Genomic DNA, 12,031 nt, shown 5'->3' with positions numbered 1-12,031 from the left:
CTCACCCCGGCCCTCTCCCCAAAGGGGAGAGGGTGTTCAAGTTCCCTCTCCCCTTTGGGGAGAGGGTTAGGGTGAGGGGTAAGGTTTTCTTTTTACTGATTCAACAGCGCCAGAATGTCCTTCGTTCGGGCTTCCATCAGCGCGGTATCGGCGCGGGACTCCACGTTCAGGCGCACCACCGGCTCGGTGTTGGAGGAGCGCAGGTTGAAGCGCCACTGCGGGAACGCCATGCTGATACCGTCGGTACGGTCAATCTCCAGCGCATGAATGGCAAAGTGGTGCTCTACGCGGGCAATGGCCTCAGCGGGCTGCGCCAGTTTGCTGTTGATCTCGCCGCTCGCCGGGAACGCCGCCATGCGGTCGCGCACCAGTTCGCCCAGGCTCTGCCCTTTCAGGCACAGCAGCTCGGTGACCAGCAGCCACGGGATCATCCCGCTGTCGCAGTAGGCAAAATCACGGAAATAGTGGTGGGCGCTCATCTCGCCGCCGTAGATGGCGTCTTCCTCACGCATACGCTCTTTGATAAACGCGTGGCCGGTTTTGGACATCACCGGTTCGCCGCCCGCGGCCTTCACCACGTCGACGGTGTTCCAGGAAAGACGCGGATCGTGAATGATTTTCGCCCCCGGGTTTTTCTCGAGGAACGCTTCCGCCAGCAGGCCAACGATGTAGTAGCCTTCGATAAACTGCCCTTTTTCATCGAACAGGAAGCAGCGGTCGAAATCGCCGTCAAAGGCGATACCCATATCGGCGCCGTGCTCAATCACCGCGTTGCGGGTGTCGTCGCGGCACTCCGGCAGCAGCGGGTTAGGAATACCGTTCGGGAAGTTGCCGTCAGGCGTGTTGTGCACTTTGACGAAGGTCACCGGCACGTTCAGCGCCTTGAAGCGGGCTTCAAGTGCATCGACAACCGGGCCTGCCGCGCCGTTGCCGGAGTTAATCACCAGCTTCAGCGGTTTGAGGTTCGCCACGTTGATGTAGCCCAGCAGGTGGTCGATGTACTCTTTTTGCAGGTTAATCTGCTTATAGCTGCCGCGTGTGGCTTCATTCACCGGCGGGAAGTCGTTGGCCTCGGCCAGACGCTGCACGTCACGCAGGCCGGTGTCACCGCTGATAGGACGCGCGCCCTTGCGTACCAGCTTCATGCCGTTGTAGTCCATCGGGTTATGGCTGGCCGTCACTTCGATACCGCCGTCCACGCCCAGGTGGAAGGTGGCAAAATAGATCTCTTCGGTACCGGAAAGGCCAATGTCCAGCACATCGACGCCCGCGTCCTGTAGCCCTTTCGCCAGCGCCAGCTTCAGGGATTTGCTGGTCAGACGCACGTCGCCGCCCAGCACGATAGTTTGTGGTTTCAGGTATTCGCCGTACGCGCGGCCGATGCGCCACGCAATGTCTTCGTTCAGCTCTTCGCCCAGCTTGCCGCGAATATCGTAGGCTTTAAAACAGGTTAATTTTTCCATGATGACCCCTTTTTCAGGCAACAGTTGGCCCTGACCATGTAATGGCCAAATTTATTTTTGTCATTCGTAGGCCCGGAAAGCGCAGCGCCACCGGGCATGATGCGGAGTGCTACACGCGCCCGTAGCGATCCTGGAAGCGGATGATGTCGTCCTCTTCCAGATAGGAGCCGGAACGCACCTCAATTAAGTCGAGCGGAATTTTCCCCGGGTTTTCCAGACAGTGCGTGGCGCCCAGCGGAATATAAATGGACTCGTTTTCACCGAGCAGCTTCACTTCACCGTCGATGGTCACTTTGGCGGTCCCCGCCACCACCACCCAGTGCTCGGCGCGGTGATGGTGCATCTGCACCGACAGCCCTTCTCCCGGCTTCACGGTGATGCGTTTCACCTGGTAACGCTCGCCGGCGTCGATGGAGTCATATTTGCCCCACGGGCGGTAGACTTCGCGGTGAATATGGTGTTCGTGGCGGCCATCGGCCTTGATCTGCTCCACCACTTTTTTAACGTCCTGCACGGCATTACGGTCGGCAATCAGCACCGCGTCTTTGGTCTGCACGACCACCAGATCCTTCACCCCTACCGTGGTGACGAGGCCAGATTCGGCGTAGACGTAGCTGTTTTCCGTTTTGTGGCTGATCACATCCCCGTGATGGACGTTACCCTCCGGGGTATGCGCGCTGATCTCCCACAGTGACGACCAGGAGCCGACGTCGCTCCAGCCCGCATCCATCGGTACCACTACCGCATCTGCCGTACGTTCCATTACCGCATAGTCAATGGACTCTTCCGGACAGGCGAGGAAGGCTTCTTCGTCCACGCGGATAAAATCGAGATCCGGATCCACCACCGCCATCGCTTTTTCGCAGGCGCGCAAGATATCCGGGCGATATTTTTCCAGCTCTTCCAGGTAGCGACCGGCGCGGAACAGGAACATACCGCTGTTCCAGTAGTATTCCCCGCTGGCCACGTACGCCTGCGCGGTTTCCAGATTCGGTTTTTCGACAAACTGCGCCACGTCAAAGGCCACGCTGTCGCCTTCACCAGGCGTAACGCTGCCGCGGCGAATGTAGCCATAGCCGGTTTCCGGGAGATCCGGCACGATGCCGAAGGTCACCAGCTTGCCGTTCTCAGCGTAAGGAATCGCCGCGCGTACCGCGTCGCGGAAGGCCTCTTCCTGCTGGATGACGTGGTCAGCCGCCAGCACCAGCATCAGCGGGTCGCAGTCCGGGCTGCTGCGTTTTGCCGCCAGCGCCGCAAGGGCAATGGCAGGCGCCGTGTTGCGTCCGGCAGGCTCCAGAATGATATTTTCGGTCAGTTTGTTCAGCTGGCGCAGCTGCTCGGCAACGATAAAGCGGTGCTGTTCGTTACAGATCACCACCGGGCTTTCACACTCCACGCCGTGCAGACGGTTAACCGTCGTTTGCAGCATGGTGAGGTCGCCTTTCAGGCACAGAAATTGTTTTGGATAAAGCACGCGGGACAGTGGCCACAACCGGCTCCCGGATCCACCCGCCATTACGACCGGATACAAAGTGGTTTGACTCATGATTTATCCCCGTATATCTGCAATAAATTGGCTCAGCACGTTCTCTTTCTCGAGCGTGCGTTCGGCATATTCACGTGCCACCGTGTTCTCTTTTGGCATGGCGAGTGCCTGCTCAATTCCGGTCACCAGCGCAGGAACCGATTCCGGCTCCACGCAAACGGCAATGCCCGGGTAGCTGTTGCACAGCTGGCCTAATTCTGTTGCGGCTTCTGCCGTAATCACCGCGTTTCCGCCCACTGCCAGAATGTTGGTCAGCTTGGACGGCAGCACCGCATCCGCCGCGCCGCGTTTTTGCACCACCAGATGGCAATCCGCCATTTTCAGCAGCGCGGGCAGCGCGTCATAAGACTGAAGCGGGAAGAAGCGGATGTTGGTCAGTCCGCGCTCGCTGGCCATTTTTTCCAGCCGCGCTTTACCGCCGCCCTGCCCGACTATCACGAACATCCACGGGTGTTCGCTCAGCTGAAGCGCGGCGTCAATCACGCTCTCCAGCCCCTGTTTTTCGCCGATGTTGCCTGAGTAAAGAATGATTTTTTGCTCAGCAGGCAACCCGAGCTGCGCGCGTAACGCCTGCGCATCCTGGTCTGTCACATCGCGGAAGCGCGCCACTTCGGACCAGTTCGGAAAGAAGATCACTTTTTCCGCCGGGACGCCCTTCTCCTGCGCCTTGTTCATCATCGAGCGCGAAATGGTCGAGACGTAATCCACGTTGTGCAGGCCGCTGCGCTCAAAGGCGCTGGCGAGCTTCGCCACCTTGCCGCCCTTGCCTTTCCCGGCCATTCCCAGCCCGAGCATGGCGTCCACTTCATAATCCTGAATGTGCAGCAGGGTGCGCGCGCCGGAGAGTTTGCCCAGCAGGCGCATGCCTGGCGTGCAGAACAGCGTCGGCACCACGCCGATGATGCGATCCGGCTTCCAGCGACGCTGCGCCATCAGCGGGAAGAAACTGCTCAGGGCAAAGCTGCCCAGATGAATTAAACGTTTCAGCGTCGAGGGCTGTTTCGGCACGTAGAGCGGGCAGCGCCAGACGGTCGCGGCGCCCTCTTCGCGGCGGTAGCGCCAGCTGGAATAGCGTTCGCCTACCTTCCACTCCGGGTAATACGGCGGGGCAGTAATCACCCGCACGTCATGTCCCTGGCTCGCCATCCACTCGACCATCTCGCCGGTGTATTTCCCGATACCGGTAAGCTCCGGCGAGTAGTTAATTCCGTAGACGAGGATTTTCATAGACCTGGCACCTCGGCCTGACGTTCCGCAAGGAAGTACGCCCGACTGTTGTCATGGACGTTGTCGCTTGCCAGCAGCGCCTCTGGCGTTAACCAGCGGTAATCGTCATGCTGAGAATCAGGCAGACGCAGGTCTGCCTCACTCACCTTCAGGCGGAACCCCAGCACGATGTAGTGCGTGGTGAACCCGGTGCCTGAAAAGTTATCGTCATAGAAGTGCTGCCAGACCCCGTAAAACTGGCCCGCTGCCATCGGCAGTTGCAGGCCCAGTTCCGCCAGAGTGAGACGCTCAAACGCATCGGTAAGCGTCTCATCCTTCTGCACGCGCCCGCCGGGCACGAACCAGAAGCCCTGTGCAGGACGATTGGTTCGTTTCCCCAGCAAGAACTCGCCGCGTTCGTTCTCCACGATCAAATCAATTGAGATCAGCGGAGTGGAACGCACTACCGTGGCAAAATCTTCCTGACTTAAAAACATCATTACCCCCGGAAGCGGTGCTGGTTTTCCAGGAACCACTGGTAGGTGCTGGCCAGCCCCTGCTCCAGTGAGACCTCGTGATACCAGCCCAGCTGATGCAGACGGGTCACGTCCAGCAGCTTGCGCGGCGTGCCGTCCGGTTTGGTGGCGTCAAACACCACGCGTCCTTTGTAGCCCACCACCTGCGCGATGGTCTGCGCCAGCTCGCGAATGGTGCAGTCCACGCCGGTCCCGACGTTAATGTGCGACAGCATCGGCTCGGTGTTTTCCTGCCACACCTCGCGATCCAGCTCCATGACGTGAATGCTGGCCGCCGCCATGTCGTCCACGTGCAGGAACTCACGCATTGGCGTACCGCTGCCCCACACCACCACGTCCGGGGCGTTTTCGGCAGTCGCCTCGTGGAAACGACGCAGCAGCGCCGGGATCACGTGCGAATTGCTCGGGTGGAAGTTGTCGTGCGGTCCGTACAGGTTGGTCGGCATCACCGAGCGATAGTCGCGGTTATACTGACGGTTGTAGGATTCACACAGCTTGATCCCGGCAATTTTGGCAATCGCATACGGCTCGTTGGTGGCTTCAAGCGTGCCCTGCAACAGTTCGCTCTCGGCGATCGGCTGCTTCGCCATTTTCGGGTAGATACAGGATGAGCCGAGGAACAGCAGTTTATTCACGTTGTACAGATGCGCCGCGTGAATGATGTTGCTCTCAATCATCATGTTCTCGTAGATGAAATCCGCCGGGTAGGTGTTGTTAGCGACAATGCCGCCCACCTTCGCCGCCGCCAGATACACCTGGTCGATACGTTCGCTGGCGAAGAAGTCCTGCACCGCAAGGCTATCAAGCAGGTTTAGCTCGTCGCGGGTGCGAACAATCACCTCAACGTCGCCGCGCTGTTCCAGCAGGCGTTCAATCGCGGAACCCACCATTCCGCGATGACCGGCGACAAAAATACGTTGTTTTGTCATTCTCAGGACTCCAGCGCGATGGCAACCTCGTAGCCATGAGACTTGAGCAGGGAATGTTTTTTCGCTGCTTCAAGATCTTTGGCCACCATCTCGGATACCATTTCTTGCAGGGTGGTTTCTGGTTTCCAGCCCAGCTTCTCGTGCGCTTTGGTTGGGTCGCCCAGCAGGGTTTCCACTTCAGCAGGACGGAAGTAACGCGGATCAACCTGGACAATCACGTCACCTGGCTTCACGCCCGGTGCGTCGTGGCCGGTCACGGAAACAACGATACCCTTCTCTTCCACGCCGGTGCCTTCGAAGCGCAGCTTGATGCCCAGCTGTGCCGCAGCCATCTCAACGAACTGACGCACGGAGTACTGCACGCCGGTCGCGATCACGAAGTCTTCTGGCTGTTCCTGCTGCAACATCATCCACTGCATTTTCACGTAGTCTTTCGCATGGCCCCAGTCACGCAGGGAATCCATGTTGCCGAGGTGCAGGCAAGACTCCAGGCCCTGAGCGATGTTGGCGATCGCGCGGGTGATTTTGCGGGTCACGAAGGTTTCGCCGCGACGCGGAGATTCGTGGTTGAACAGAATGCCGTTACAGGCGTACATGCCGTAGGATTCACGGTAGTTCACGGTGATCCAGTAAGCGTACAGTTTCGCCACAGCGTACGGAGAACGCGGGTAGAACGGCGTGGTTTCTTTCTGCGGAATTTCCTGCACCAGACCGTACAGCTCAGAGGTAGATGCCTGGTAGAAGCGGGTTTTCTTCTCAAGACCAAGGAAGCGAATCGCTTCCAGCAGACGCAGCGTACCCATCGCATCCACGTCAGCGGTGTACTCCGGGGACTCGAAGGAAACCGCAACGTGGCTCATTGCCCCCAGGTTGTACACTTCGTCCGGCTGTACTTCTTGCAGGATGCGGGTCAGGTTGGAGGTATCGGTCAGGTCGCCGTAGTGCAGATGGAATTTCGGGTTTGCCGCATGCGGATCCTGGTAAATGTGATCGACACGCTCGGTGTTGAATGAAGAGGCACGACGCTTAATACCGTGAACTTCATACCCTTTTTCCAGCAGCAATTCTGCCAGGTAAGAACCATCTTGTCCGGTAACGCCGGTGATGAGAGCGACTTTAGACATGTTTATATTCCTCTGTACTTATCAAAGTTTTTCAGTTTCAACGCGTTCGCGTATCACCACTGCGGGGTTGCCACGGCAAATTTTATTTGCCGGAAGCGATTTAAAAACGCTGCTGCGGGCACCGACTACCGTGCCATCGCCAACAGAAACACCGGGTGCAACAAAGACGTCTGTTGCCAGCCAGCATTTTTCACCGATCACAACAGGCGAGGCGGTAATATCAAAATGCGGGCTCATAAAATCGTGGCTGCCGGTGCACAAATAACACTTCTGTGAAACCACCGAATTTGCGCCAATCGTAATCTCGCCAAGGGTATATAACACCGCGTCATCCCCAACCCAGGCGTAATCCCCGAGCGTTAATTTCCAGGGATAAGTAATTTTCACCGAAGGTCTAATGACTACGTTTTTTCCTATTTTTGCGCCAAACAGACGCAGTAAAAATGCGCGCCAGCGGTACAGTACTTGCGGCGACCAGGCAAATAATGTTGCCTGTACAGCCCACCACAGTTGAACTTTAATACCGCTCCCGCCCCGAAAACCTTTCGGCACGGAGAATCCATTTAATTCCTGCATTACGTTTCCTTATATCTCAGGCTTTGTTATATAAGGCTTTCGCTTTACCCGTCGTTTTCAGACGTAAGAAATAAGATAATTCCGCCCAGAACCCCGGCACGCGTAATATTTTACGCTGCACGTTTTTGGCATCCTGGCACAGTTCCAGATTATTCGAGGTTGACACGCCACCCATTGAAAATTCAGATACCAGTCCTTTAATTCGACGGAACGGGTAGCCAGATTTGTACAGGCTGGCGGCCAGGGCATAATCTGATGACACTTTATAGCGCAAATCGTAAGGCTGTTTTTTCAGGCCGCTCATTGGGAAGAAAATAGCCTGATGGCTGGCCGGCAGGCTGTGGTAGATATACCAGCCTGGTTTCGCGCCGCGCAGCACTTTTTTCCCCTCGCCGAAATCAAGCAGCGCATCACCAATAAACATGGCATCTTCTTTCTGGCGCGCCAGCTGACGGGCAAACAGCGCCACATCTTCATGGAACACATCGCCGGAATTGAGGAAGATCGCGTAACGCCCCTGCGCCATGTTGATGCCTTTATTCATGGCATCGTAAATACCTTTATCTTTCTCGCTGATGTAACGTAAGTTGAACTCACCGTTGAGTTTTTCCAGGAACTCCGCCGTGCCGTCGTTCGAGCCGCCATCGACCACGATCCACTCAAAGGTGAGGCTCGGATCGCGCGCCAGGTTGCGCAGCGAGCGCCAGGTTTTTACCACCCCTTCGTAGTTACGAAAGGCGACAGTAATGACGCTAAGAAACATAAATCACCTCATTTCGTCATACGCTCGTAATATTCAGCGCTTTGCGCAAAATAAACGGACATACAATTAAGAATGCATATTCCGGGCTAAATATTGACCCGGTAAAAAACAACGACACCGGTGTGAACAGATAAAGTTGCACGCGAAAGTTCTGGTTATCACCAAACGCGTTAATCATCATTTTGAAAACTTTAAACAGATACCACAGTGTCAACAGTACGGCGAACCAGGAAAAATAGATAATTAACAGATACAGACCATTGTCTATGGTTTTACCGACATCCGCACCGTTAAAGATTCCGAATGATGCAACATATTCGTAAAGTGAGCCGAATCTTACTACGCCATCAATATGGGTTAAGGAATAACCCACCATCACCAGTGGACCAATGATGCGATAATAGGACGACGAACCTTCCGTTCCCAAATCACCCAGACGTTCAGAAATGTACGGAAACGCAAATATTACGCCCACTAAAAATACCGTCAGAGAGATTATCGCCAGCGGCAGTTTTTTCTTAATCGCCTCTTTGTTCAGGTACTGGAACGCCCACTCCAGCAGGTAAAACAGAATAAACGTCATTACCCCGGAGAACGACCCTGACAGAACGATTCCTGCAAGAATCATAGCATCGGTCTTGGGGGTTTTGATACCGAACTGTTTGATGCTGAGCCAAATTGAGATTAATGCCAGAGCAAAAAACGCCGGTTCAAAATAGAGCGCGGTTGTACGCTTGCCACCAAACTTAATGAAGTTCAGTACATAGCTGTTACTGTATATAAGATATTTCGAAATTATTTCCATCAGGCTACTGCCGCCTGTGAGAATAATTTGCGCCATCTCCATTGCCGCAAGCACAACAATCAGCCCGACGACAATATAAAAGAACCTGAGGATTTTCCTATAATTGTGCGGAGAAATAGTTTTAAAGCGAATACTCCACACCATGCCAATAATGATAACGATATAAACAAACAGCATGGTGGAGGTGACATATTTGCTGGCGTCCAGCGACTGACCAAAGATGTAGTTAAACGCCGTCAGACCAAACCCGATGCCCAGTGAAATCATCAGCTTTTTGAGGTTAAGCTTGTCAACGTAAAGCAACAGCAGAACCGGCAGGAAGGTGACGATAGTGATCGGGAAGCTTTCACCGAGCTGGGCAATCTTAACGTTGACCAGCAGGTAGATCAGCGGCAGCAGCAGATAACTACAGATTCTGATAGAACGAGACATACTCCTCCAGCATCTGTTGTCCACTGTACGCTTTACGGCTGCGGTTGCGGAACGATTCCAGGTCAGTGCCAAAAACAGCCTGCGCGATATCGGCCTTCGACAACTGCACCAGCGGCAGCACCTCATTTTCACTAAAGGTTTTACCGCCCGATTTCTCCAGCACCTCACGCGCGGCGTCGCTGTGGGTGGCAATCACCGGTACGCCGATGGAGAGCGCTTCGCACAGGATCAGCGGGTAGTTGTCCACGCGGGAGCTGAACACCAGCGCGTCCATACCGTTCAGCGCGCTCATCAGTTTGCGCTTGTCGGTTTCAAACCCGTGGTTCACCACGTTAGCGCCTTCGAACGGCGAGAATTTGCCAAAGGTATGCAGTTCAATTTTGTCGCCGAGCGCCATCATGTCGCGCACCAGCTGCTGGTTGGTTTTGCCGTCGTAGCGCAGGTCATGGGCGACGACCGCAATTTTCGGCTTACCGGGGGTAACGGCTACGGGCGTCAGTTCGGCCAGGATCGCTTCCGTTGCCACATCAATACCGTTGTTGATGATCTGGCAGCGCCCTGCTCCGTACAGGCTATTAAAAGCGTCCGCCACGTGCTGGCTTGGGGAGATAAAGGTGCAGCCGAGCGAGAGCATATCGCGGAACAGCTGACGCTTACCCTCAACCAGCTGATGCGCGCGATCGACCTTCACCGGCGGGTAGTTGCTGAGCGTAGGGCATTTCTGGCAGTTATCTTTCCAGCCTTCGCAGCCGTCGGTAAAGGCGCAACGTCCGGTCACGCTCCAGTGGTCGTGCAGCGTCCAGACAAATCGGGTATCCGGCTTGTGCGCCTTCACCTTGCCACAAAACGCCACCACCTCTTCCAGATTCAGCCAGTAGCTGTGCAGCACGTGGAAGTGCAGCACAACCGGGCCGCGAGTGCGGGTGACGGTGCGATAGAGATTATTCAGGTTGCCGAACAGGTCGCGGTTAAACAGGCGGAACAGCGCAATATTGGCGATGGAGGTCAGACGTGGCGTCTGCTTCAGCACCTGCGGATAGTTATCATGGCTGACGCTTTTCTTGCCGCCTTTACCGTAACCGTAAACAAAGCGCGACTGGAGTCCTTTTTGCAGCGCGCGCTGGTGCAGATCCAGCGCTACGCCTGCCGCCCCGCCCTCTGCGAGGCGTACGTTAAATTGCAGAATGTTCATTTAATCACCTTCACGCGGGCTTTCTCGCCCACCACCAGCGCGTTGTCCGGAATGCTGTCCAGCACCACGCTGCCTGCGCCAATCGTCACGTTATTACCCACGGTAATGTCCCCGATCATCACCACGTTGGCGCCCAACTCGACGTTATTGCCAATCACCGGGCAAGCCAGGCTGTCTGGCCCGCGGTTACCGATTGTCACCCCGTGGCGAATGGTGAAATCATCACCCGCGACGACGAACTTGTTGATGACCACCGCATAGCCGTGATGAATGGTAAAGCGGCGGCCAATGGTGGCAGCGGCCTGAATTTCATAGCCAAAAAAGCATTCGGTGATGATGCGGTACAGCACCAGCACCGGCGCGGCCCAGATATTGTTCAGCACATTTTTTTTGCGCCACACAGAGCAAAAGTGCGCAATACGGTAGGCCAGAACCATGCAGCACGGGCGCAGGCTCCAGCTGTTAGCGCGGCAATCTTCCAGAAACATTATTTCCCCCGAAGCCCGTCAGCCAGACGCTTGCCGTTACGTACCGACAGCAGCGTCAGCAGCGTGCGCCAGTTCATGCGCTTGTTGCGGATCTGATACAGGGTAAAGAGCTGATACTTCCGGCTGGCACGGTCAAACTTGTCCTTGTGCTTGCGGTAAAAATGGAAGTAGCCCGAGAATTTCTTCGGCGACGAGGTGATTTGCATCTCCCCGTGATTGATGTGCAGGATCTGCGTGGCCTCTTCCACCTTCCACGGCTCGCCGTACTCCACCACCATCCGCAGGAAGATGTCGTAATCCTGCGCGGCCTTCAGCTCGGTATCGAACAGGCACTCCTTAAAGCGCCATGCCCAGGTAAACACCTGATTGCCGATAATGTTGCGCTTGTAGAACAGGCGGCGGGAATACGGTGATTTCGGATACAGCGGCAGGCTGGCCGGCTGCGAATAGACCTCGCCCTGGCAAACATAGTCATTGGCATACAGAAACGCGTGGGTCACCAGCTGCGCTTTGTGCGACAGGAAGATGGACAGACGGTTTGGCGTCCATTCGTCATCGTCGTCGATACCGGTCAGATACTGCCCTTTCGCCTGCATAATCGCCTGGTTGCGCACCGCACACGCCCCGGAGTTGATGGCGTTGTGCGTGTACACCACGCGCGGGTCGTTCAGGTCTTCAACAAACTTTTGCAGTTGTTCGTAAGAGGAGGAACAGTCATCCACGATAATCAGTTCCCAGTTATCGTAATCCTGACGCAGGACCGATTTAATCGCGCGGATCGCCAGCTGCTGACGATTCCATGTCGGCATATAGATAGAAATCAAAGGGCGTTGTGTGGTCATGGTCTTCCCCTTATCCCTCACCCCGACCCTCTCCCGGAGGGAGAGGGAGAAAAGCTGCACCATGCAGTCCTCTCTCCCCCCTGGGGAGAGGGAGAAAAGCTGCACCATGCAGTCCTCTCTCCCCCCTGG

Annotated in this window: 12 protein-coding genes; all 12 read right to left on the bottom strand. The window is 55.8% G+C overall.

What is annotated here, in order from left to right; translation table 11 throughout:
- Positions 1–92: 92 nt before the first annotated feature.
- Complete coding sequence (gene cpsG, locus IM290_RS10805) at positions 93–1,463, bottom strand: colanic acid biosynthesis phosphomannomutase CpsG (protein ID WP_045338360.1); 1,371 nt, start codon at positions 1,461–1,463, stop codon at positions 93–95.
- Positions 1,464–1,572: 109 nt separating this feature from the next.
- Positions 1,573–3,009 (bottom strand): mannose-1-phosphate guanyltransferase, encoded by a 1,437-nt coding sequence (gene cpsB, locus IM290_RS10800; RefSeq protein WP_017693088.1) that lies wholly within the window; start codon positions 3,007–3,009, stop codon positions 1,573–1,575.
- 3 nt (positions 3,010–3,012) lie between these two features.
- Positions 3,013–4,236: a colanic acid biosynthesis fucosyltransferase WcaI gene (gene wcaI / locus IM290_RS10795; RefSeq protein ID WP_022651482.1), complete on the bottom strand. Its 1,224-nt coding sequence runs from the start codon at positions 4,234–4,236 to the stop codon at positions 3,013–3,015.
- The gene (locus IM290_RS10790) at positions 4,233–4,712 is read right to left on the bottom strand and encodes a GDP-mannose mannosyl hydrolase (RefSeq protein WP_065186924.1); all 480 of its coding nucleotides are present in this window, start codon (positions 4,710–4,712) and stop codon (positions 4,233–4,235) included. The genes wcaI and IM290_RS10790 overlap by 4 nt, the downstream gene beginning before the upstream one ends.
- A 2-nt stretch (positions 4,713–4,714) precedes the next feature.
- Entirely contained in the window at positions 4,715–5,680 is a 966-nt protein-coding gene (locus IM290_RS10785) for a GDP-L-fucose synthase (RefSeq protein WP_193041890.1), read from the bottom strand.
- A 2-nt stretch (positions 5,681–5,682) separates the two neighbouring features.
- The gene (gene gmd / locus IM290_RS10780) at positions 5,683–6,804 is read right to left on the bottom strand and encodes a GDP-mannose 4,6-dehydratase (RefSeq protein WP_003863514.1); all 1,122 of its coding nucleotides are present in this window, start codon (positions 6,802–6,804) and stop codon (positions 5,683–5,685) included.
- Positions 6,805–6,825: 21 nt separating this feature from the next.
- Positions 6,826–7,380 carry a colanic acid biosynthesis acetyltransferase WcaF gene (gene wcaF / locus IM290_RS10775; RefSeq protein WP_193041891.1) on the bottom strand — a complete coding sequence of 185 codons (555 nt, stop codon included), beginning with the start codon at positions 7,378–7,380 and terminating at the stop codon, positions 6,826–6,828.
- A 16-nt stretch (positions 7,381–7,396) separates the two neighbouring features.
- Positions 7,397–8,143, bottom strand: coding sequence for a colanic acid biosynthesis glycosyltransferase WcaE (gene wcaE / locus IM290_RS10770; RefSeq protein ID WP_003863510.1), 747 nt, complete (start codon positions 8,141–8,143; stop codon positions 7,397–7,399).
- Between the two features lie 16 nt (positions 8,144–8,159).
- Entirely contained in the window at positions 8,160–9,380 is a 1,221-nt protein-coding gene (gene wcaD / locus IM290_RS10765) for a colanic acid polymerase WcaD (RefSeq protein WP_015572375.1), read from the bottom strand.
- A complete protein-coding gene (gene wcaC / locus IM290_RS10760) occupies positions 9,355–10,572 on the bottom strand; it encodes a colanic acid biosynthesis glycosyltransferase WcaC (RefSeq protein WP_045328792.1) in 1,218 nt (405 codons plus the stop codon). Before wcaC ends, wcaD begins: the two co-directional genes overlap by 26 nt.
- The gene (wcaB, locus tag IM290_RS10755; protein ID WP_003863505.1) at positions 10,569–11,060 is read right to left on the bottom strand and encodes a colanic acid biosynthesis acetyltransferase WcaB; all 492 of its coding nucleotides are present in this window, start codon (positions 11,058–11,060) and stop codon (positions 10,569–10,571) included. The genes wcaC and wcaB overlap by 4 nt, the downstream gene beginning before the upstream one ends.
- Entirely contained in the window at positions 11,060–11,902 is an 843-nt protein-coding gene (gene wcaA, locus IM290_RS10750; RefSeq protein ID WP_017383272.1) for a colanic acid biosynthesis glycosyltransferase WcaA, read from the bottom strand. Before wcaA ends, wcaB begins: the two co-directional genes overlap by 1 nt.
- Between the last annotated feature and the right edge of the window lie 129 nt (positions 11,903–12,031).

The sequence above is a fragment of the Enterobacter cloacae complex sp. S1 genome (genome assembly GCF_014930525.1).
Taxonomy (GTDB): domain Bacteria; phylum Pseudomonadota; class Gammaproteobacteria; order Enterobacterales; family Enterobacteriaceae; genus Enterobacter; species Enterobacter hormaechei_C.
This window is presented reverse-complemented; position numbering and strand designations above follow the sequence as displayed.